The sequence below is a fragment of the Xanthomonas cannabis pv. cannabis genome (genome assembly GCF_000802365.1).
Lineage (GTDB): Bacteria > Pseudomonadota > Gammaproteobacteria > Xanthomonadales > Xanthomonadaceae > Xanthomonas > Xanthomonas cannabis.
In genome coordinates, this window is the sequence record NZ_JSZE01000041.1 from 1 (window position 1) to 21,696 (window position 21,696).

General features: G+C 65.9%; 19 protein-coding genes and 1 other RNA gene. 5 read left to right on the forward strand and 15 right to left on the reverse strand.

Going from position 1 to position 21,696, the window contains the following annotated elements; genetic code table 11:
• Positions 1-965: 965 nt before the first annotated feature.
• Together OZ10_RS08895 and OZ10_RS08900 are read right to left on the reverse strand one after the other, a co-directional pair.
• The gene (locus OZ10_RS08895; RefSeq protein WP_039564571.1) at positions 966-2,045 is read right to left on the reverse strand and encodes a CmpA/NrtA family ABC transporter substrate-binding protein; all 1,080 of its coding nucleotides are present in this window, start codon (positions 2,043-2,045) and stop codon (positions 966-968) included.
• 4 nt (positions 2,046-2,049) lie between these two features.
• Positions 2,050-2,622 carry an ANTAR domain-containing response regulator gene (locus tag OZ10_RS08900; protein WP_039403910.1) on the reverse strand — a complete coding sequence of 191 codons (573 nt, stop codon included), beginning with the start codon at positions 2,620-2,622 and terminating at the stop codon, positions 2,050-2,052.
• A gap of 84 nt (positions 2,623-2,706) precedes the next feature.
• On the opposite strand from OZ10_RS08900, the gene OZ10_RS08905 reads away from it, so the two are divergent.
• Complete coding sequence (locus OZ10_RS08905; RefSeq protein ID WP_039564573.1) at positions 2,707-3,711, forward strand: NAD(P)-dependent oxidoreductase; 1,005 nt, start codon at positions 2,707-2,709, stop codon at positions 3,709-3,711.
• A 92-nt stretch (positions 3,712-3,803) separates the two neighbouring features.
• Positions 3,804-3,876, forward strand: a non-coding RNA gene (locus OZ10_RS20605) — sX9 sRNA.
• Between the two features lie 100 nt (positions 3,877-3,976).
• Here the strand turns inward: OZ10_RS20605 and OZ10_RS08910 are convergent.
• The 3 genes from OZ10_RS08910 to OZ10_RS08920 are packed head-to-tail and all read right to left on the reverse strand — an operon-like array spanning position 3,977 to position 6,183.
• Positions 3,977-4,339 (reverse strand): hypothetical protein, encoded by a 363-nt coding sequence (locus tag OZ10_RS08910; RefSeq protein WP_039403761.1) that lies wholly within the window; start codon positions 4,337-4,339, stop codon positions 3,977-3,979.
• Positions 4,323-4,892 (reverse strand): molybdenum cofactor guanylyltransferase, encoded by a 570-nt coding sequence (locus tag OZ10_RS08915; protein ID WP_039564574.1) that lies wholly within the window; start codon positions 4,890-4,892, stop codon positions 4,323-4,325. The genes OZ10_RS08910 and OZ10_RS08915 overlap by 17 nt, the downstream gene beginning before the upstream one ends.
• A 37-nt stretch (positions 4,893-4,929) precedes the next feature.
• Positions 4,930-6,183, reverse strand: coding sequence for a molybdopterin molybdotransferase MoeA (locus OZ10_RS08920; RefSeq protein WP_039564575.1), 1,254 nt, complete (start codon positions 6,181-6,183; stop codon positions 4,930-4,932).
• Positions 6,184-6,377: 194 nt separating this feature from the next.
• Here OZ10_RS08920 and OZ10_RS08925 point away from each other — a divergent pair, with 194 nt between their 5' ends.
• Complete coding sequence (locus OZ10_RS08925) at positions 6,378-6,653, forward strand: membrane protein (RefSeq protein WP_039403771.1); 276 nt, start codon at positions 6,378-6,380, stop codon at positions 6,651-6,653.
• A 273-nt stretch (positions 6,654-6,926) separates the two neighbouring features.
• On the opposite strand, the gene xth is transcribed toward OZ10_RS08925, so the two are convergent.
• Complete coding sequence (gene xth / locus OZ10_RS08930; RefSeq protein WP_039564576.1) at positions 6,927-7,982, reverse strand: exodeoxyribonuclease III; 1,056 nt, start codon at positions 7,980-7,982, stop codon at positions 6,927-6,929.
• Between the two features lie 166 nt (positions 7,983-8,148).
• On the opposite strand from xth, the gene OZ10_RS08935 reads away from it, so the two are divergent.
• Complete coding sequence (locus OZ10_RS08935; protein WP_068873835.1) at positions 8,149-8,904, forward strand: OBAP family protein; 756 nt, start codon at positions 8,149-8,151, stop codon at positions 8,902-8,904.
• 67 nt (positions 8,905-8,971) lie between these two features.
• Here the strand turns inward: OZ10_RS08935 and OZ10_RS08940 are convergent, their stop codons facing one another.
• The 5 genes from OZ10_RS08940 to OZ10_RS08955 form a co-directional block, all read right to left on the reverse strand.
• A complete protein-coding gene (locus tag OZ10_RS08940; RefSeq protein ID WP_039564578.1) occupies positions 8,972-10,108 on the reverse strand; it encodes a zinc-dependent alcohol dehydrogenase in 1,137 nt (378 codons plus the stop codon).
• Between the two features lie 276 nt (positions 10,109-10,384).
• Complete coding sequence (locus OZ10_RS22845; RefSeq protein WP_236726964.1) at positions 10,385-10,984, reverse strand: cytochrome P450; 600 nt, start codon at positions 10,982-10,984, stop codon at positions 10,385-10,387.
• Between the two features lie 16 nt (positions 10,985-11,000).
• The gene (locus OZ10_RS22850; RefSeq protein ID WP_236726965.1) at positions 11,001-11,723 is read right to left on the reverse strand and encodes a cytochrome P450 family protein; all 723 of its coding nucleotides are present in this window, start codon (positions 11,721-11,723) and stop codon (positions 11,001-11,003) included.
• A gap of 367 nt (positions 11,724-12,090) precedes the next feature.
• The gene (locus tag OZ10_RS08950; protein ID WP_039564606.1) at positions 12,091-12,306 is read right to left on the reverse strand and encodes a hypothetical protein; all 216 of its coding nucleotides are present in this window, start codon (positions 12,304-12,306) and stop codon (positions 12,091-12,093) included.
• 174 nt (positions 12,307-12,480) lie between these two features.
• Positions 12,481-15,135 carry a TonB-dependent receptor gene (locus tag OZ10_RS08955; RefSeq protein WP_039564579.1) on the reverse strand — a complete coding sequence of 885 codons (2,655 nt, stop codon included), beginning with the start codon at positions 15,133-15,135 and terminating at the stop codon, positions 12,481-12,483.
• 249 nt (positions 15,136-15,384) lie between these two features.
• Between OZ10_RS08955 and moeB the strand changes: the two genes are divergently transcribed.
• Positions 15,385-16,527: a molybdopterin-synthase adenylyltransferase MoeB gene (gene moeB / locus OZ10_RS08960; RefSeq protein ID WP_039403916.1), complete on the forward strand. Its 1,143-nt coding sequence runs from the start codon at positions 15,385-15,387 to the stop codon at positions 16,525-16,527.
• A 344-nt stretch (positions 16,528-16,871) separates the two neighbouring features.
• On the opposite strand, the gene OZ10_RS08965 is transcribed toward moeB, so the two are convergent.
• The 4 genes from OZ10_RS08965 to OZ10_RS08980 all read right to left on the reverse strand — a co-directional run bounded on the left by OZ10_RS08965 (position 16,872) and on the right by OZ10_RS08980 (position 21,671).
• Positions 16,872-18,092 carry a molybdopterin molybdotransferase MoeA gene (locus OZ10_RS08965; RefSeq protein WP_039403794.1) on the reverse strand — a complete coding sequence of 407 codons (1,221 nt, stop codon included), beginning with the start codon at positions 18,090-18,092 and terminating at the stop codon, positions 16,872-16,874.
• Positions 18,093-18,407: 315 nt separating this feature from the next.
• On the reverse strand, positions 18,408-19,805 hold the full coding sequence (gene der, locus OZ10_RS08970) for a ribosome biogenesis GTPase Der (protein ID WP_039564581.1): 1,398 nt from the start codon (positions 19,803-19,805) through the stop codon (positions 18,408-18,410).
• A 10-nt stretch (positions 19,806-19,815) separates the two neighbouring features.
• Positions 19,816-21,033 carry an outer membrane protein assembly factor BamB gene (bamB, locus tag OZ10_RS08975; protein ID WP_039564582.1) on the reverse strand — a complete coding sequence of 406 codons (1,218 nt, stop codon included), beginning with the start codon at positions 21,031-21,033 and terminating at the stop codon, positions 19,816-19,818.
• On the reverse strand, positions 21,033-21,671 hold the full coding sequence (locus OZ10_RS08980) for a YfgM family protein (RefSeq protein ID WP_039564583.1): 639 nt from the start codon (positions 21,669-21,671) through the stop codon (positions 21,033-21,035). Before OZ10_RS08980 ends, bamB begins: the two co-directional genes overlap by 1 nt.
• Positions 21,672-21,696 lie beyond the last annotated feature (25 nt).

Below are 21,696 nucleotides of genomic sequence, written 5' to 3' on the forward strand. Positions count from 1 at the left end.
TGGCGGCATCCATGCCGCCACACGGTCCCGCAATCGGCGAGGACACCACGCCAGACAGTTGGTTGGTGGTTTTGTTGAAGAGAAAAGGCACCGCGTCGCCAGTTTGCCAAGCGACTGGTTGAGAGCCATGCGCACCGACCATCTCCACTGGTCCTTGCCCGCCCACCGTCGCAGGACCCTTGGCGGCATGGATGCCGCCAAGGAGCTACATGGACGTACTTGCGGCGTGTCCTGCGATGGTGGGCGGGCAAGGGCCCTGCAGCAAAGGCGCAGATGATCCGCTCTCTGCCTGATCCACCAGCAGCGACGACTGCATCGTGCGTCTCGCGATCGCTTGGCTATCTTCAAGCCTGGTCGAGCGCGCGGCGCCCTCACCGCTCGCGGGACACGCCGCAAGTACGTCCCTGTAGGCTCGGTGGCGGCATCCATGCCGCCACACGGTCCCGCAATCGGCGAGGACACCACGCCAGACAGTTGGCTGGCGGTTTTGTTCAAGAGAAAAGGCACCGCGTCGCCAGTTTGCCAAGCGACTGGTTGAGAGCCATGCGCACCGACCAACTCCACTGGTCCTTGTCCGCCCACCGTCGCGGGACCCTTGGCGGCATGGATGCCGCCACGGAGCCTACAGGGATGTACTTGCGGCGTGTCCCGCGATGGTGGGCGGGCAAGGGCCCTGCGGCAAAGGCGCAGATGGTCCGCTCTCCGCCTGATCCGCCGTTACTGAGCAATGAGGTAGCGACAACTGTATCGTGTGTCTCGCGATCACTTGGCTATCTTAAAGTCTGGTCGAGGGCGCGGCGCCTCACCTTCGCGGGACCCGTGGCGGCATGGATGCCGCCACGGAGCTATAGCGACGTACTTGCAGCGTCTCCCGCGACGGTGGGCGGGCAAGGCCCTGCAGCAAAGTCGCAGTGCATCCGCTCCGCCCTGATCCCCACTCCAGCGCGTCACCACCGCGCGAGTTGTCAGTCGTCGCTGGGTGTATCGAACAAGCGATTGCGGCGGTCATCGCCTTCCGGCACGGCCACGCCAATGCGCGCGGCGGCACTGCGGTAGTTATCCAGGCGATGGATGTCCCGAAGCCGCGCGAGGTCGTCGTCCTTGATGTCGTGCCACCCCCAGCGCTGGAACTGGCTCAGGAACCACTGGCCATCCGATAGCCACGGCATGTTGACCGCGCCATCGCGATGGAAGGCCAGCGCCGTCGCATCGACGTTGGCCGCATCGGCGTCGGCATTGGCATCCAGGCACGCGGCAAGATGCGCTGCCGACACCCCGATATGCTGCGGCTCGGCCAGCCACTGCGCACACTGGGCCCGGTTGTCGGGCCCCGCATCCAGCCAGCGGCAGGCGTCCAGCACGCAGGCGGTCAGCTGCTGCGTCAGCTCCGGCTGCAGGGCGGCGAACTCGCGCCGGCACGCCAGCACCTTCTCTGGATGGCCAGGCCAGAGCTCGCCACTGCGGATCACCCGCGCACCACTGCCCTGCGCCTGCGCCACCGCTGCCCACGGCTCCCCGGAGCAATACCCATCGACCAGCCCACTGGCCAGTGCCTCGGGCATCCGTGGTGGCGGGATGGTGAGCACATCGACATCGTGCATCGGGTCTACCCCGCCTGCAGCCAGCCAGTAGTACAGCCACAACGCGTGCGTGCCGGTGGGAAACGTCTGCGCGAACACTGCGCGCCGACCCAGCCCGGACAGTGCGTGCGGCAGTGTCTGGCCGTTGGCCAGCGCCTGCGCCAGACCCGGCGCCATGGTGATCGCCTGGCCGTTGTGGTTGAGCGTCATCAGCAAGGCCAGCGGACATTGCGGCCCGGCAATGCCCAGGTCGATGGCGTACACCAGGCTGGCCAAGGCATGCGCCGCATCCACCTCGCCGGCCAGCAGGCGGTCGCGCACGCCGGCCCACGAGGCTTGCCGCTGCAGCTCCAGGTGCAGGCCATGCGCGCGGTCCAGGCCCAGCCGCTGCGCGGCAACCAACGGGGCGCAGTCGATCAGCGGCATGTAGGCCACGCGCAACACAGGAACGTCAGGTTGGCTCATGTCATCATCCCAGCAATTCGGCCATGGCCACGATGCGTCGCGCCACCTCGGCCAGCTTGACGCCCTGCTTCATCGCCTGCTGGCGCAGCGCAGCGTATGCATCGGCCTCGCTGAGGCCGCGTTTTTCCATCAACAAGCCCTTGGCGCGGTCGATCTGCTTGCGGTCCTGCAAGGCCTGCTGCACATCGTCCAGGCGTTTGCGCATGCTGCTTTCGTGCGCAAACCGCGCCAATGCCACCTGCACGATCGGCGCCAGCCGCGCCGGCGCCAGGCCATCCACCACATACGCCGTCACGCCCGCACCGACGGCGGCATGGATCAGCGCATCGTCCCCATCGCCGGAGAACATCACCACCGGGCGCGGCGCATGGGCATGCAGCATCGACAATTGCTCCAGGGTGTCGCGCGAGGGCGAATCCACGTCGATCACCACCACATCCGGCTGCTGGCTTTGCACCGCGTGCAACAGCGCACCGACCGAGGCCACATCGTCGAGCACCGTATAGCCGGCGCGCGTCAATGCCTGGCGCAGTTCGCCGATGGGCTTTTCGGTATCGTTGACGAGCAAAACACGCATTGGCGGCAGCGAGGCGTGTGGACGTGCGCCGATGGTGCCATGCAACATGCCGTCGGTGCGAGTCATCCTTTCGGAGCAAGTCTGATGCCGTTGTTTCCGCTGTTCGCAAATCTGCAGGGGCGCGCCGTGCTGGTGATCGGCGGTGGCGAGGTTGCCACGCGCAAGGTGTTGGCGCTGCTCAAGGCCGGCGCGCACATCCGCCTGTATGCACATGCATTGTCGCCAGAGCTTGCAGAATTGATGCAGGCCGGGCGCTTCGAGCAATTGGGCGGCACGTTCGACCCGGCGTGGATCGACACGGTGTGGCTGGTGGTCGCCGCCACCGACGATACCGAGCTGAATCAGCGCGTGGCCGCAGCGGCCGGCGCACGTCAGCGCCTGGTCAATGTGGTGGACGATGCCGAGCTGTCCACCTACCAGGTGCCGGCGATCGTGGACCGCGACCCGCTGGTGATCGCCATTTCGTCAGCCGGCGCCGCGCCGATGCTGGCACGTCGCCTGCGCGAGCGGCTCGAGCGCGAGCTGGATGCATCGGTTGGCCGGTTTGCCGCTCTGTTCGCGCGTCATCGCGAGCGTATCCGCAGCCAGTTCCCCGAGATGAACCGCCGCAGGCGCTGGTTCGATCGCGTCATCGACGGGCAGGTGCCGCTGCTGTTGCAGGCCGGCGACGATGCCGCCGCCGAGGTGGCCTTCAACACGGCCCTGGACGATGCCGGCGCCGTGCCTGCGCGCGGCAGCGTGCAACTGGTCGGCACCGGCCCCGGCGACCCGGGGCTGCTGACCTTGAAGGCGCTGCGTGCGATGAACCTGGCCGACGTGCTGCTGGTTGCCGCCGATGTCCCCGATGCCGTGCTCGAGCTGGCGCGCCGCGATGCAACACGGCGTGCGTTGCCGGCAGATGCGCGGGCACAGCAGGCCTTGCTACTGGAACTGGCCAACGATGGCTTGCACGTGGTGGCGCTGCGCGGCGGCATGGGCTACGACGACGCAGCGGCGGCGCCCATCGAGGCGGCGCTGAAAGCCGGCGGGCTTGCCTGCGAGCGCGTGCCTGGCCTCTGCCGCACGCCATGTGTGCGCCTGGCAGGGTGAACGTCGCGCGTCATGCAGGCGTGTCGCCCAAGAACACGCAATAAAACCCACCCGTAGCGGCCAGGCTTGAGCAGCCGGTACGCGGACGCCGCAGGGACCAGCCGCATTCCGGTTCACCCGCGCCGCCCGCACCCACCTACGAGTGCTCACGCCGTTTTGTTGGCCGCTCACGCCGCAGCGCTGCAGGCGTCGGATGCCTGTGCACTGCCCCGGTCCGCTGGTCGACTTATCTGGCTGGCAACAAGCGCATCCGCTGAGCTGCCCGCTACGCCTTCGGAAACCGCGTGCGCGCACTGTCGCGCACATCCACGTCGAAGGTCACCTGCAGCGTCATCGGCTCGGCGTGCCCGGCGCCCGCATCGAAACGGAAGCTCAGCCCATCGCGCCTGGGCAGTTGGCGCGCATGCTCTTCGAGTGCACCGCGCGGCACCTGCAATTGCCAGTGGTCGGTGGCGCAGTTGCACGCTGCATGGCCGCCGGTGAGGCTCACGCTATGCCGCACCAGCCGTGCACCCTGCCCGCTCGGCAGGCGGCTCAGATTCTCCACGCTGCGTCCGGCGAGCAAGTTGGCCAGCTCGGCCTCGTCGATACGGAACCGCAGGTGCTGGCCGTCAATCTGGATTTTCATGGATGAGCTGACTCCACTGCTCGGGCGTATTGCAATTGACGAACGCGGCGCGTTCGCTGGCGGTGACTGCAAGGCGATGGCACTGCAGTGAACGCTGCAGGGCGCGCAGCGAACGTGACGATGCCTCGCCTGCCATCAGCCCGGCTAACGTCGTGCGCACACGGGCATCCACAGCCAGTCGCATCGGCAGCATCTGCTCTTCGAAGGTGACGCAGCGCTGCGCTGAGGGGGCCAGCAGCCGCGCCAGCAAGGCCGTGGACAACAGCGGCATGTCCACCGGCACCACCACCAGCGTGGTCGCATCGGGTACACGCTCGATCACGCTCGCCAGGCCGCCGAGCGGACCCAGGTCCGGTTGCGTGTCGGCGATGCCGTCGTACTCCGGGCGCAGGCCGCTGACAAGCACCGCCTGCGCCCCAGCGTCGTGCAGCAGGGCCTGCATCTGCGCAATCAGCGGACGCCCGTGCCAGGGCAGCAAGGCCTTGTCGCGGCCCATGCGCGAGGAGCGCCCCCCGGCCAGCACCACGCCGGTCCATGCAGGGAGCGCGCTCATGCAGTGCGCACAAGCGGACGAATGGACACTGGCCGCTTCACAACAACGGCACCGGGGCCGCCGGCTGCAGATGCCCCAGCCCGAAGACGTCCACATGGGTGACGGGTGCGGCCGCATCCGCCTGCGGCTCCAGCACCGCCCAGACATTGGCCTGCAACAACGGCGCGACCCGAAACGACTCCTGCTGCGGCAGGATGTGCACGCCCAGCACGCCCGCCGCGTTGCACTGCAGCCGGGCACGCAAGTGCTGGCGCCAGATCGGCCGCGCCTGCATCGGGGTGTCCAACGCCACGTGCAGTCCCCCCTCGACAGGCATGCCCAGTAATCCACGCAGCGCCGGCTCGACAAAAAACCGCAGCCCCGCCGCGCTGGCCATCGGGTTGCCCGGCAACCCGACATACAACACGCCATCGCCAAAGCGCGCCAGCAGCACCGGCTTGCCAGGGCGCACCGCAACCTTGTGGAACAGCAGACTGGCCGCATGCCGGGCCAGCGCATCGGGAACAAAGTCGTAGCGCCCGCGCGACACCGCGCCGGTACTCAGAATCACATCTGCGCCGGCACCACGCGCCTGCGCAAGTGCGGCGTCGAACGCGGCATCGTCATCGCCTACCTGCCCCTGCCATACCAGCTGCGCCCCCGCCGCGCGCAACTGGCTGCGCAGGTAGCTGCTGGTGCCATCGCGGATCTGACCAGGCTGCAAGGGCTGCGCGGGGTCGCTGATCAACTCGCGCCCGGTTGCGATCAGGGCGACGCGTGGCCGGCGTACCACCTTGACCTGCGCGCACCCCAGGCCGGCCAGCAGCATCAGGTGCGCACCACGCAACACGGTACCGGCACTGATCACCGCGTCCTGCAGGCGCACATCCTCGCCGCGGCGACGGATATGCTGCCCCGCACGCACATCGGCGCGCAGACGGATGCGCCCACGGCCCGAGCTCACCTGGCTCAACACGTCCACCTGCTCGATCGGCACCACCGCATCGGCGCCGGCCGGGATGCCAGCGCCGGTCATGATCTCCCACGCAGCGCCCGCCTCGGCATCGACCGCATCGGCGCCGGCGGCAACGGTGCCGGCCACGTCGTGCGCGCTGCCGGCCGCTGCACCACGGCCACCCGTGGCGATGGCAAAACCGTCCATCGCACTGTTGTCGAAAGGCGGCAGCTCGGCCGGGCTGGACAGCGTCTGCGCAAGCACCCGGCCCTCGGCCGCGGCGCTGTCCACCCACTCGCCGGCGAGCGTGGTGACCTGCTGCTGCACGAGGGCAAGTGCTTCGGCGTAGCTGATCATGAGCGAGGCACTGCCGACCGAGAGACGTGGCGGCTAGGATACCGGGCTGCAGCGTGGACGGTACAGCCGGGCTGGCCGGGTGCACGCGGAACTGCGTGGGTAGCGCACGCAGGCGCCGCGCTTGAACTTGCTCGTACACGCTGCCCACATCATGCGTCGCACAGTCGCCGGCATCTCCCTCACCATTACAGCGCATGCACTTCGTCGACCTCGTCGGATGGCTGGCCAGCGCCATCCTCATCGCCACCCTGATTCGCCAGATCTACAAGCAATGGACGTCCGATGAGGCGCAAGGGGTGTCGCGCTGGTTGTTCATTGGCCAGATCAGCGCCTCGGTGCTGTTCATTCTGTACAGCTATCTGGTGGGCAATGCCGTGTTCATCGTCAGCAATGCGCTGATCCTGCTGACCGGTATTACCGGCTTTGTGTTGCACCGGATCAAGCGGCGGCGACTGGGCCTTGCTGATTGAAAGGTGTTGGCTGTGTCAGTCACTGCGCCTGCGTGTGCGTACTCCGATCGGGGCATCGAAACACGCGCATGCAAAACAAACGGTTGAACATTGCTCAAAGGCGACAGCAGAAACCGTAGGCGAACAGCGGCACCGGCCCGGCTGCGTCGCTGCATGGACATGCCAGCGTCACCGTTTATTGGCACGCGTGGGGGACCATTCATAACGAAGTGACTGTGGCTGGCTCCGGATGTGCGCCACAGCGAGTGACGACCGCTTTCCTGCGCAATCTCGCTACGACGTGCCGACTCGACGCGTACGCTTCTTCGCTGCCGCCTTGCGGGCGGGCGCAGCCTTGGCAGAAGGCACGCTGCTGGCCTTGTCCTGGTTCGCCACCGCGCCTGCACCGGCAGTCTTCGCCACGCGCTTGGCAACGGCCTTGGCAACGGCCTTGGTTGCCTTCTTCGTTACCGCCTTGCGCGCTGGCGTTTTCTTCGCCGCCACACGTTTGCGTGCGGCCGGCGCTACTTGCGTGCCGACAGTCGCTTCAGGCATCGCATCGGGCATGCGCACGCTGATCCAGGTCGGCGCATGATCGCTGGCCTTCTCCAGCGCCCGTACCCACTTGTCCACGCCGGCATTCTGCAGGCCCGGCGCCAGTGCGCGGTTGAGCAATAGATGGTCGATACGCAGACCGCGATCACGCGCGAAGTGCTGCCGGAAATAATCCCAGAAGGTATAGATCGGCGCGTCGCCATGCACGGCCAGCAGGCTGTCCGTCCAGCCCTGCTCCACCAATGTCTGGTAGGCCTGGCGGCTTTCCGGTTGCAGCAAGGCGTCCTTGCGCCAGCCCTTGGGGTCATAGATATCGGCATCAGTGGGCACCACATTGAAGTCGCCGATCAGGGCCACCGGATGCGGCAGGTCCACCAGCGTCTTCGCATGCCGGATCAGGCGCTCAAACCAGGCAAGCTTGTAATCGAACTTGGGCCCGGGCTGCGGGTTGCCATTAGGCAAATACAGGCAGGCCACCACCACGCCATGAATCGCCGCCTCCAGATAGCGGCTCTGCGTGTCGCTCGGGTCCCATGGCAGGCCGCGGCGGATCTCCACCGGGTCGGCGCCGCGCGCCAGCAACGCCACTCCATTCCAGGCGCGCTGGCCTTGCCAGATCACGCCGTAACCCGCATCGCGAATGGCCTGCTCCGGAAAGGCCTCCTGCACCGCCTTCAGCTCCTGCAGGCCCACGATGTCAGGCTGCTCGCGCGTGAGCCATTCCAGCAGATGCGGCAGGCGGCTGGCGATTCCGTTGACGTTGAACGTGGCGATCTTGCGGATGGTGGTTGCCATGGCGTGCAGGCCGATGCTCGCAGTCGTAATGCACGCAGCATGGCGGCCAGCGCATGAAGCCGATGCTCAAGCGAGGTGAAGCTGCGCCGCATCAACCCGTCGGCGCTCACGTCGTGCCCACCGCCGCCGCTCTTAGCCTGGGCATACTCACCCCTATTGGATTGCCATGCGACATTCAGCCTTGTTGATCGGTCTTGCCCTGTGCGCCAGCTGTTCGCGCAGTCCACCATCGGTCACCCCGCCGGGCGCACCGGAAAGCGCCAAGACCAATGTCCTGGAGGCCGGCGCCCAGGTACTGCAGCCCAATGGACCGGTCGGCAAGCTCGACATCTATCTGGTGGGCTTCCATCCGATGAAGGACGCGCCGGACCAGCAGATGGAAGCGCATCACTACTGCCAGCAGGTCAACGAAGACCTGGCGCAATGTGCGCTCTACGACGGCAATACCGCCCGCGCCAATCTCACCGGGGTGGAGTACATCATCTCCGAAGCGTTGTTTGCGCAGCTGCCCGAACCGGAGCGGGCGTTCTGGCATCCGCACAATGGCGAAATCCTGTCCGGCCAGTTGTCCGCTCCCAACCTACCGTTGGTGGCAGAGAAGGAGCTGATGCGCAGCAAGATCAACAGCTACGGCAAGACCTGGCACACCTGGCATTCGCGCAAGGACGGCGGGCCTGGCGATACGCTTCCGCTTGGCGAGCCGATGCTGGCCTGGTCGTTCAACCGCGATGGCGAGTTGCAGCAGCCGTTGATGGATCAGCGTGATCGGGCCACGTCGGTCTCCACCGCCGAGCGTCGCGCCAATCGCAAGGACCTTACCCCGCTGGCAAAGCCGCAGCACGGGGTGGACGCATTACGCGGCCACTTCAACGACGCAACAGCCATCCCGGGCGTTGTCGACGCAGACGCAGCCGGCGACTGACGCCAGTAGAAAACCCTGCTGCATCTGCAGCAGGGCGACTGATCGCTGCACGCGCGGTGCGCGTGAGCTAGGGAACAAATCCGGCACGCACGCAGCCGTCGTGTTTGTGCTTGAACATGTCATAGCCGCGCACGGCATCTTCCAGCGGCATCTTGTGGGTCAGCAAGAAGCCGGACTTCAGCCGCCCGGCCTGTGCCAGCTCCAGCAACCTGGGCACATACCGCTGCCCGTGCTGCTGCGCGGTACGCACGGTGAGCCCCTTGTTCATCACGGCGCCCAGCGGAAATTTGTCCATGACCCCGTACACGCCCAATACCGAGAGAATGCCGCCCTTGCGGCAGGCCAGGATCGCCTCGCGCAGCGCCTGCCCGCGGTCGGTATGCAGATGTAGGGCCTGCTTGACGCGGTCATACGCATGGCCGAAACCGGTGCCATGGGCTTCCATGCCGACCGCATCGATGCATGCATCCGGCCCGCGGCCAGCGGTCATTTCGCGCAGCACGTCCACCACGCTGTCGACCGCCGTGTAGTCGATCACTTCCAGGCCCAGCACGTCGCGCGCCATCGCCAGGCGCTCCGGTAGCCGGTCGATGCCGATCACGCGCTCGGCACCCAGGATGCGCGCGCTCTGCATCGCCATCAGCCCCACCGCACCGCAGCCCCAGACCGCAACCGTATCGCCGGGCTGGATATCGCAGAAATCCGCGCCCATGAAACCGGTGGGACCGGCATCGGACAGAAACAAGGCGTCTTCATCGGAGATGCCGTCAGGCACCTCGAAACAACCCACATCCGCATGCGGAACGCGGATATAGGTCGCGTGCGAGCCGGCATATCCCCCGAACGCGTGCGTGTAGCCGTATATCCCGGCAGCGGGATGGCCCAACAGCGGCTCCTGCAGGTCCCAGTTGGGGTTGGTGTTGTCGCACAACGAGAATTCCTTGCGCTCGCAATGCCAGCAGCCGCCGCAGGAAATAAACGACGGCACCACCACCCGTTGCCCGACGCGCACATGCTTCACCGCACGCCCGACCTCGACCACCGTACCCATGAACTCGTGGCCGATGACATCGCCTTCGCGCATGGTGGGCAGATAGCCATCGATGAAATGCAGATCCGATCCGCACGTGGTGCTGAGCCCCACTTTCAGAATGACATCGCGTGGGTTGACCAGCACCGGATCGGGCACGGTTTCCACGCGCAAATCGTTGACGCCGTTTCAGCAAAGCACTCGCACGGAGTAGCCTCCTCAGGAAGTGGGGTGCGCGCTGCCGCGCGCCGACGGGCTATGCAACAGGCTGGGCATCTCGCCGGCTTCCAGCCATGCACGCAGGCGGCGTAGGCCCTTTCCAGCCAGGACGTACGGCGGCAAAACTCCAGCTGGATGAGGTGCCTGTCATGCTGGGCCGCATGACGTGACTCGGTCGTCGCGCCCGCGTCGCAACGTGGCGAAGGAATGTTGCTGCGCCGCACCGCGTCCTCACACGGCATGAAGGTCGCGCGGTGTGCGTCTGTCGTCCGGCTGGAAATGGCTGAGCACCATGCCGCTGCGCGGCCGGCTCGGGAAGCGGTTCAGGAGATAACGCAGGTCCTGCACCGGTAGCACGTAGTCGCTGGCGGCCAATGCATCCATCGCCGCCATCAGCAGCGAGATGGTCGGGTTCTCTCCGGGACACCGATGGTCGCGGTCGAACACACCACCACCCTGCGCAACAAAATCAAACGCGCTGCCCTGCCACTGCCGAAAACGCGAAGGGTCCAGCACATGCGGCTGTCGCCACACGCTCGGGTGGTGGTTGCTTCCGTACAGGTCCAGCATCATGCGGTCGCCTTGCCGGAATGGCCGGCCGCGCCATTCGAACGGTACCCGCACCCGCCCCGCCACCATCGGAAAGAACGGATAGTGGCGACGCACCTCCTGCACCAGGTTCTGCAGCAATCCCGGCTCGCCGGCGCGTAACCGCGGGCGCAACGTCGGGTCTTCATGCAGCGCGAGCGCGGCAAAGCTGATCCAGCGTGCAATCGCCACAATCGGCCGCAGCAGATTGATCAGCTCGGTCGTGGCGACGGCCGAGCTCACTGGCTGTTCATCGAGCTCACGGTGCGTCACCACGGCCGCTGCAGTGCTCGACTGCGCAGGGGGTTTTTGCTCGGCGCAGATGACGTACGCTATGCCCTACCCACTGTTCGACCCGCCGACGACCGTGCCAGCCGCGTAACCAGCGCAGGCCGACTGCACCGGCGCCGTCGATCATGGCCGCCACATCGCGTGCCATCGCGCGGCTGTCCTGCCCGTGTAGCGCCAACCCCGCCCAGCGACACGCTGCGCGATACAGCACATGCTCGGCTTCGTGCTGCAGTACGGCGTAGGCGCTGCGTGCCCAACTGCCGGCCTGCTGCTGCCACTCGTCCACAAAACAGTCGACCAGGCGCGAGGTCTGCGCCGGCGATAGTACGGCCATGAATAACTGCTTGCGGTGCAGGTGCGCATTGCCATCGAGCTGCTGCACGCTGCGCTTGCCCTGAAGCAGGCGCAAGGTCGTGGGTGGGAGCGCCGCAACGCGCGTGAAGCGCCCCGGATGATAGAACGTGGCAACCGCATCCGGGCCGCGTGCAAACACGACCGGCCGCAATGCCAGCCGCGCAGCAAACGCGTCGCTGCCCAGTACGTCGCATTGTTTGCCGACAAACAGATAGCCATCGCGCAGCAACTGCGGCAATACATCCCAGTGGGGCGCCTGTGCGATGGCTGCATCGAGTGGAGCGACATATGACAACCGTGCCTGTGGGCACTGGTGCGGCGTGGTCGGCGACGGCATCGTGAGTCCTCGTGCATGACCTGGCCACGCTGCGGTTTGCCTGGCTAGCAGTGCGTGAACCGCCGCACGCTGCGGAACGCGGCGCATGCGCCGGCTTCACGTCTCGCCGAAACAGCGTGTTAGCGGCGCATCGCGTCGCTGGCCAGGCAGCCAGTTGGCTTCACTGCGGCTCGCGATCCCCAGGGAACATTGGCCCATCCGGGCGAAGGTGGCCGCGTGCACCCCGAGCACACGGCCGGCTGATGCGGCGACGGAAGTAGCCGGTGCCGCGCGGGTGAGAACCGGCCGGCATGGGGGGCCTCTACTAGGCAGTCACGCCAGCGGAAGCATTCGCCAGATCGCATTGGATGCGCGAACGGCGCTCCGGTCACGCGCCGGGGTCGGCAGGCCCAAGCTGGTTGGCCGCCAGAATCTCCTCGATGCGCTTGACGATCTGCGCGGCCTGTTCCTGGGATTCGGCCGCGCCGGTGATCTTTTCGGCACGCGCATGGAACACATCCCAGAAATCGTCCGGATGCTGGCTGCGCATCTCGGGTAATTGCTCTTCCAGCTGTTTCAGTTGCGCATCGATGTCGGGGGTCATGAAGGATTCCTTGTACATAAAGCCGAAGACGGAAGGCCTGGCGATCATCAGACGGAATGCTGCTGCGCTGGGCATGCCAGCGCCTGCGCCCTGCCGCGAGCGCGAAGCTGACGCCGCACCGTCCGTGTCGTGCTTACGGTACCGCTGCGGCGGTGAGCCTGATGCCAAGGCCGGTCATAGCCGGAACCGAAAGCCCAGCGTATAGGTGCGCTCCGGCGATGCGATCTCGCGCGGGAAATCGCCGCCACGACGGCCAAAGTAATTCGTGGTCGTGGTTCCCAACAGATTGGTCGCCTCGGCAAACAGGGTCAGGTGCTCATTGAGCTCGTAGTTGAATGCCACGTCCAGCCACTTCTCCCGCCCCTGATTGATCTGCTCGGGCTGGTCGCCGGAGCTGTTGAAACTCACCGCGTAATCGCCGCGCCAGTTGTAGGCCACGCGCGCAGAAAAGTGCGCGTACTCATACATCAGGATCGCGTTGTAGGCATTCTTGGACACGTTGGTCAGCGGCTGACGAATGCCCTCTGGCGAGTCGGCTTCTGCAGAAATATAGGTGTAGTTGAGCTGGCTGCCAAAGCCCGACAACCAGCCCGGCAGGAAGTCGTAGAACTGCGTGTACCCCACTTCCACGCCCTTCAACGTGCCCTCGCCCGCATTGCGCGGCTGGCTGATCGAATACACGACGCCGCCGATTGGCTCGTCGGCCGCGTAGTTCTGGATATAGCCATCGATCCTGCGATGGAAGCCGGCCACCGACAGTAACGAGCCCGGGCGGAAATACCATTCCAGCGACACATCGGCATTGCGTGATTCCACCGGGCGCAGCTGTGGATTGCCGCCGTTGCCACGTGCCGGCAGCGATTCGGTGGACTGGTACAAGGCCAGCTGCGGGTTGAGGTCGGCAAACTCCGGCCGCGTGATGGTGGTGCTGCCGGCCAGACGCAGCATCAGGTTGTCGTGCAGGGTCAGGTTGGCGCTGTAGTTGGGCAACACCTTGTGGATGCGCCGATCGATGCTGACCGGGCTCAACACACCATCCAGCGACTGGCTCCCCTGCAGCATGGAATCCAGCCGCGTCGCGCGCGCACCGATACGTCCATCCACCGGGATAGAGCCCATGGAAAAGCCGTAATTCACCTGCGCATAAAGCGCGTAATTGTCTTCGCGGTCGTCAAAGAACAGTGCCGGATTCTCGTCCGGCGCATCCGCGCCATGCCCCATGGCCGAGCGCAAGTGTGCGCTCTGCTGCAGCAGCACGTCCTGATTGGCTGCGGCCCAGCGGTCGCTGGTAAACGCACGCGCACCGTCGAGCATGTTGCCCGGCGTTACCGATGCCAGCCCAGGCACACCGCTCAACAGCAGCGGCGCACCGCTGATGTTGTTGCGCGCACCGGTGTCGCCGGAATGGTTGGTCGCCGTGCGCCTGCTGGCGCGCGCACCGACCTCCAGCGACCGCAGTGGCCCAAGCTCGAGCGTGATGTCGGCATCGCCGCGCCACGCCCACTCCTCGCCTTCCTGCGCGTTCCAGCTGTCGTAGTACTGCGTCAATTCCCAATTGCCCGGCGCGGCGATGTCGTACCTGCTGCCGTCGGCCTGGGTGATCCAGGTGTCGGCTGCGCCGCCGCCGGAGCGCATGTGCAGAAGCGGCGCCTGGGTGGTCATGTCCAGCGTGAAAGAGCGGTTCTTGGCGGTGCTGTAGGTATAGGCAACCTCGCTGCTCAGGCGCATGCGCTCGCCGCTCCAACGCCCGCCCAGGGCGGCCTGATAGGTATCGGAGGCGTTCTTGTGCGCCTGCGTGCTCGACAGGGTACGCATGTCGCGCGCGACCAGCCCATCCAGCACGTTGGTGCCGGGCCGCACGCTCACCGACGCGGTGTTTTCCGGTGTCGCCAACCCGGGGAATGGCAGCCAGTAGTTCACCTGCGGCCGATTGTCGTAGCCGATGTACAGCGTGTCGACATACACCTCGCTGTTGTCGCCCGGTGCCCACTGAAAGGAAAAATTGGCCGATTTGCGCTTGCGGTCGCCGCGCGCCATCAACCCTCCCGTGCTGTAGGGCACGTAGAGTTGCTGGCTGGGATCGACCGGATTCGGTTTGAGATCGTAGGTGCCGTAAAGCGTGTTGGATTCCTGATACGGCCGACGCTGGTACGACACGCTGCCCATCCAGCCCATCCGCCCCACCTCGGTATCGCGGCGCTGGCTCAGCGTGAGGCTGCCGTTGGGAACGGTCTTGCCGGACTGGTCGCCGCGCAATGCGCTGACGCTGCCGGCAATGGTGCTGTCCTGATCGAAATCGAACGGCCGTCGCAAGTGCACGTCGACCACGCCGGCAATGCCGCCTTCCTGAAACTGCGCGCCGGTGGTCTTGTACACATCCACGCTGCGCAGCAACTCGGCCGGCACATCGGCCAGCTCCATGTCGCGCCCCACCGTGGTGAACACGTTACGCCCGTCCAGGGTGGTGACCACGTTGGGCAAGCCGCGCACCAGCACCTGCCCCACCTCGCCACCGGCGCGCGCCACCTGCACGCCGGTGACACGCTGCAGCGCTGCAGCCACGCTGTTGTCGGGCAGCTTGCCGATGTCTTCGGCCACGATCGAATCGCTGATCTCCGGGTTGGACTGCTTGGTTGCAATCGCACTTTCCACGCTGCTGCGCACGCCCTTGACCTGTACCGCGTCCAGGGTGGCGGTGGGCTGCGCGGCGTCGGGCGTGGTCTGCTGCGCCTGTGCGCTGCCGCCCAACGCCAGCCCAATCCAGAGCGCCAGCCGACGGCGGGCAACGAGGTGGCGCGCAACAGCGTTGCGCGGGGATGCGATGAACATGTGTCTCTCCTGAGGCGGTCGTTGCGATGGCCCGCGAGGGAGCGCGTTACGCAAGACGGGGCGAACCGGGCCGGGCAAGCCGCACTGCCCTGACGGGTGCGAATTACAGCCGCGCCGCACACAATGCAGCGTGATCCCGGCCACGCGCACGCCTGCACCGTGACGCGGCGTTCATCGGCTTGCGCCAGCTTCGAGCAAAGCGACACCACACTGCAGGTACGGCGCCTGCGTTTGCGCGACAATGGCGCCATGAGCAGCCACGACATCTCTCCCGCCGACGCGCGCGCGCGCGCCCTGCACGGTGCCCTGCTGATCGACATCCGGCAGCTGCACGAACGCGCCGGCGGCCAGGCCGAAGGTGCGCTGGCGATCGCGCAGACCGATCTGGAAACCGCACCCGAACAGCATCTCTCCACCCCTGCGCGCGAGATCGTGCTGATCTGCCAAAGCGGCAAACGCTCCGCACACACGGCAGACGTGCTGCGGGCGCACGGGTACGGCAACGTCACCTCCGTGCTGGGCGGCACCACTGCCTGGCTACGCGACGGGCTGCCGGTCGTGCGCCCGACGCTGCCAGCGGACGAGCAGGATTTTCTCGAGCGGTATTCGCGGCATCTGCGCCTGACCCAGGTGGGCATGGAAGGGCAGCGGCGGCTGTCGCGCGCGCGCGTACTGCTGATCGGCGCGGGTGGGCTTGGCTCGCCAGCCGCGTTCTATCTCGCCGCCGCCGGTGTCGGCCACGTGCGCATCGCCGATGACGATGTGGTGGACCGCAGCAATCTGCAGCGCCAGATTTTGCACACCGAAGACAGCGTCGGCCTCGCCAAGGTGAACTCCGCAGCGCAACGCATCGCTGCGCTCAATCCGCGCGTACAGGTCGATGCGGTGCAGACACGCGTCACCGCGGGCAATGTCGAAGCACTGCTGCACGATGTCGATCTGGTGATCGATGGCGCGGACAACTTTCCAGCGCGTTATCTGCTCAACGACGCCTGCGTCAAACTTGGCAAGCCTCTGGTGTACGGCGCGGTGCAACAGTTCGAAGGCCAGGTGAGTGTCTTCGATGCGGGGCGCCATCGTGGCCACGCACCCTGCTACCGCTGCCTGTTTCCCGAACCGCCACCGCCGGAATTTGCGCCCAGTTGCGCCGAGGCCGGCGTGCTCGGCGTGCTGCCCGGCGTCATCGGGCTCTTGCAGGCCACCGAGGCGATCAAGTTGCTGCTTGGCATCGGCGACAGTCTGGCCGGCCGCCTGCTCAGTTTCGACGCGCTGTCGATGCGCTTCCGCGAGATCCGCCTGCCACCTGATCCGCAGTGTCCGGTGTGCGCGCCAGGCGCGGTATTTGCCGGTTATGCCGATTACGCCGCGTTCTGCGGTAGTGCGGTTGGTTGAAGGTGGGCGGGGAATTGAACGTGTGATGTCGGTTGGCCGACTGACTGATTAGCGGTGCGATCCGGGTTCATTGGTGTGAGGATTACGGTAGCTTGGGCAGCACAAATGGCTGTCTTCCGGCATACCCTCACCCCCGAACCCTCTCCCGCAGGGAGAGGGGCTATAGAGCGACTCGCTTTGACTGTTCAAGGCTTCAGCTGCAAAGCCACGTAACAATATGCACGCCAGGGAATGCGCACCCTGCGCATTCACGCTCGGCGCCAAGCACGTCGCATGCTTTGCGCCCTCCCATCATCCTTCGAACAACGCACTACATGGCCGAGCACAGTCGATCCACGGCGCGCTCACAACGCGTAAGGAATCACCCGCACGATCTCGCCGGCCTCGAAACGCCGCGCCTGCTCGGGCAAGACGATCAATGCGTTGCTGTCGGCCGCGCCACGCAATAAGTGCGAAGCGTCGCCGCGGTGCGGCAGCGCGGTCAGACGTCCGTCTTCGCCGCATTCCAGCCGTCCGCGCAGGAACTCCAGGCGTTCGTGGCGCTTTTCCCAGGGGGCTGCCAACGCCGCATGCCAGACCGGCCGCGGCTCGCTGCGCCCCTGCAATCCATCCAGCAACGGCACCCCGTAGGCGATCAGCGTTGCCAGCACCGACACCGGGTTGCCCGGCAGGCCCAGCACCAGGCAGCGGCCAATCTGCCCCAGCACCGCCGGCATGCCCGGGCGCATGCGCACGCGCCAGAAGTGAATGCGGCCCAGCTCACCGATCAGCCGCGGCAGATAATCCTTTTCGCCGGCGGAGACGCCGCCGCAGGTGATCACCACATCGAACGCCGCCGCCGCATCTTCCAGCATCGTGCGAATGCGCTGCGGGTCGTCCGGCAAGGTCGGCCACGCAGTTGGCGCGTAGCCCAGCGCCCGTAGCTGCGCCATCAGCATGTCGCGGTTGCTGTTGTAGATTTGGCCCGGCCCGAGCGGCATGCCCGGCTCGATCAACTCGTCACCGGTGGCAAGCACCGCGATGGTCGGGCGCGGCGCCACCGCAAGGCGCGACACGCCAAGTGCCGCCGCCAGGCCAATCCGCGCCGGCGTCAGCACCTGCCCGGCCTGTATCACCAGATCGCCCGCGCGTACGTCGCTGCCGGCCAATCGCACGGCTGCGCCCGGTGCAGGCATGGTGCGAAACCGCACGGTGCCGTCGTGCTCGTCGGCCTCTTCCTTGGGAATCACGGTGTCGGCGCCATCGGGCAGCGGCGCGCCGGTGGTGATGCGCAGGCATTGCCCTGCGCCCAGTGTTCCAGCCCAACGCTCGCCGGCGAACTGTTCGCCAACCAGCTGCAACGACGCATCGCCTGCAGCAACATCAGCATGCCGCAGCGCAAAGCCATCCATTGCACTGTTGGCGAATGGCGGTAGTGGCAGCGGTGCAATCAGATCGGCAGCGGAAATTCGCCCATCGGCACGCGAGGTAGCGATGTTTTCATCGGGCGAACGGTTGCTGGCCGCGACAGCACGCAGAATCTGCAGCGCCTGCGCGTAAGGGATGCGGGAAGGATAGTCGGTCATGTCGCGCAGGATACCAGTGCCCCGCTACCGCGAAAGACGGCGGCATCGCTCGGTTGTTGAAGCAGCATGTGCCTTCGAACAACGCACGCCATTGCGCGTGACCTCAAGATTTCGGCCAAGCACCACGGTCGCCAATGCTGGAAACAGGCACATGCACGTGGTGGAGACGGTTTTAGCCGTTGCTCGCACACTTACGAACGTCGTTCAGAGCTTCGTGGTCCCGATCTACAGGAGCGATCTGCAACTCACCGCTCGACAGACCATCGAGCTTCCAACACCGCCTGAAACATTGCGTATCAGGCGGCCTCGATGCACTTACTTACCCTTAACGTGCCGGATCAGGCGCCGCTTGCGTGCGACCTGACGTTCGGTCAACACGTTCTTCTTACCCTCGTAGGGGTTAGCACCCTCGCGGAAGATAAAACGCACCGGCGTGCCGACCAGCTTGAAGCGCTTGCGGAAGAAGTTTTCCAGGTAGCGCTTGTACGACTCAGGCAATACCTTCAGGCGCGTGCCATGCACGATGAAGGTCGGCGGATTCGCTCCGCCCGGATGCACATACCGCAGCTTGGAGACATGCCCACGGATGCTAGGCGGCGGATTGGTCTCGTAGGCGATTTCCAGTGCCTGGTTCACTTCGCTGGTGCTGAATTCGTGTGTCGCCGAGGCGTGCGCGCGGTGGATCGCCTGGAACAGCTCGCGCATGCCCGAGCCATGCAACGCAGAGATCCGCACCGCCTCGGCCCAGCTGACGAAACCGAGCTTGCGCGAAAGTAGATCTTCGGCCTGCGCGCGTTGGTAATCGCTTTGCCCGTCCCACTTATTGATTGCAACGACCAAGGCACGGCCGGCATCCAGGATCGCACCGAGAATCGTCGCATCCTGATCGGTCACACCTTCGGTGGCGTCCAGCATCAACACCGCGACCTGGCATTGCTCGATCGCCTGCAGCGTCTTGAACGCACTGAATTTCTCGACCGCCTCTTCCACCTTGCCGCGACGGCGCAAGCCGGCGGTATCGATCAGGCGGTACTGGCGATTGTCGCGCTCCAGATCCACCGCGATCGAATCACGGGTGGTGCCGGGCACTTCGGACGCGATCATGCGCTCTTCGCCCAACAGGCGATTGACCAGCGTCGACTTGCCTACATTCGGGCGGCCCACGAAGGCGATCCGCACGCGCGCCGGGTCGTTGTCCAGCAACTCGCCGGACCCTTCCTCGGGCAGGCGTGCGCCCACTTCCTCTAGCAGTTCGTCGATACCCTGACGATGCGCCGCAGACAACGCCACCACGTCGGAGAAGCCGTAACGCGCAAATTCCGAGCGCACGGTCTCTTCGTCGGTGCCATCGATCTTGTTGATGACCAGCACGGTCGGCCGCGCCAGCTTGCGCAGCCAGGCCAGGATCTCGTCATCGAGCGAGGAAGCACCTTCGCGGCCATCGACCACGAACAGCACCAGATCCGCTTCGCCGGCGGCGGCACGCGCCTGACGCGCCGTGGCGCCGGCAAGGCCTTCCTCGTCGCCGGCGATACCGCCGGTATCGACAACGATGAAGGGTTGCTGCTCGTCCAGCCGGCAGACGCCGTAGTTACGGTCGCGGGTGACGCCGGGCTGGTCGTGGACCAGCGCGTCGCGGGTGCGCGTCAGCGCATTGAAGATGGTGGACTTGCCGACATTGGGCCGTCCAACCAGGGCGACCAGGGGCAGCATCGCAAGGTCCTTATTGTGCCAACCGGAAGGCGGAGAGATCGCCGTCGGTGTTTTGTACCAGCAGAATGCCATCGACGACCTGCGGCTGCGCCAGCAGCGTGTCGCGTCCAGCGCGAGCGCGCGCGGCCAGTGCACCGTCGCTGAGTTTCAGCCAGTGCAGGTAGCCCTTGTAGTCACCGACCACGGCGTAGTCGCCCTGGATGGCAACACCAGTCAGCGAGCGACGTGCCAGGGCAGCCTGCGACCACATCGCCGCGCCGCTGCTCTTGTCCAGGCCCCACACCGAACCGGCGTTATCGGACACCACCACCACGGCCGACGACACACCGACGCCACCGGCGCCGCCGTGATCGCGCGTCCATAGTGGGCGACCGCTCGGGCCTTCCAGCGCCAGGGTTTCGTTCTTGAAGCTGGTGGCGTACAGCGTGGTGCCATCCAGCACCGGCGCACCATCCACGTCGGACATGCGCTCCAGCTCGGTGCGGCCTTCCGGCACGCCGATGGCCTGCTCCCACAACGGACGGCCGTCTTGCAGCGCCAGCGCGCTCAAGGTGCCGCTGTCGTTGCCCACGAACAGCACGCCCGGGCCGGTCACGATCGGCGCGTTACCGCGCACCGACAGCGTCGGACCTTCTTCGGCATGGAACCAACGACGCTCGCCGGTGGCTGCATCGAATGCGCTGACGCGTCCATCGTTGCTGCGCACCAGCACCAGGCTCTGCGCAATGGCCGGCGCGGCGATCACTTCGTTGGGGACCTTGGCGCGCCACTTTTCGGTGCCGTCGGCCTGGTTCAACGCAATCACATCGCCGGACAAGGTCCCGATCACCACCAGGCCTTCGCCCACGCCCGGGCCACCGGACAGGCGCTGCTTGAACTTGCGATCGTTGCGCTCTTCCTTCTTGGGCTTGTATTCCCATACACGCTTGCCGGTCTGCAGGTCCAGCGCCTGCACGCCGCCGGTGATGGCCGCTGCATACACCTTGCCATCGGCCACGGCCGGGCGCTGACGCACGCCGATATGCCCCTCGCCCTTGCCGACGCCGGTAGACCAGATCTTGTCAACCTTGACCGACGGCTCGAACTTGACCAGCTCGGCAGGTTCCTGCGCCTTCTTGGCAGCAGCATCTTTCCCGGCAAACCAGCCCTTGACCGTGCTGCAGCCGGCCAGCGACAGACCCATCACAGCAATCAACGCAACGCGCTTATACATATCAACCTGCTTCATCAAATCTGCTCCGCCGGATCAGGCACCTTACCGCCCACATCCATCAGCTTGGTTTCCAGCAAGCGGCGCTGCGGCGAGGCCACATCCACCGTGGTCAGGGCCTTGGTGTACAGCGCACGCGCCTCGTCCGGCTTGCCCTGGGCCACCAGCGCATCGGCGCGGATCTCCAGGCTGGCGTGGTCCTGCGCATCGGCCAGCAGCTTGATCGCTTCGTCCGGCTTGCCACTCTCGGTGAGCACACGCGCCAGGCGCTGCTGCACGATCTGCTTGAGTTCGCCTTCGGCGGGCACGTCACGAAGGGTCTTGATCGCTTCGGCATTCTTGCCGGCATCGACCTGGGCCTTGGCCAGGCGCAATGCGGCCAATTCGGCGTAGATACCGCCCTTGCCGTCGTCCAGCGCCACGATGTCCTTGGCTGCTTTTTCCAGGTCCTTGCCCTGGATCGACTTCACCACCGCCTCGTAGCGGGTGTTGGCTTCGACCAGTGCGGTCGTGGTGTGCTTCTGCCACCACTGCCAGCCCAGGATCAGGGCCAGGCCGAGCACCACACCGCCCACCAGTCCCGCCCCATTCTTTCTCAACCAGGAACGAACGCGTTCGCCTTGTTCGTGTTCGTCCAGCAGATCGTCGATCGCCATGCGTACTCTCGCTCCGTCATCCCGG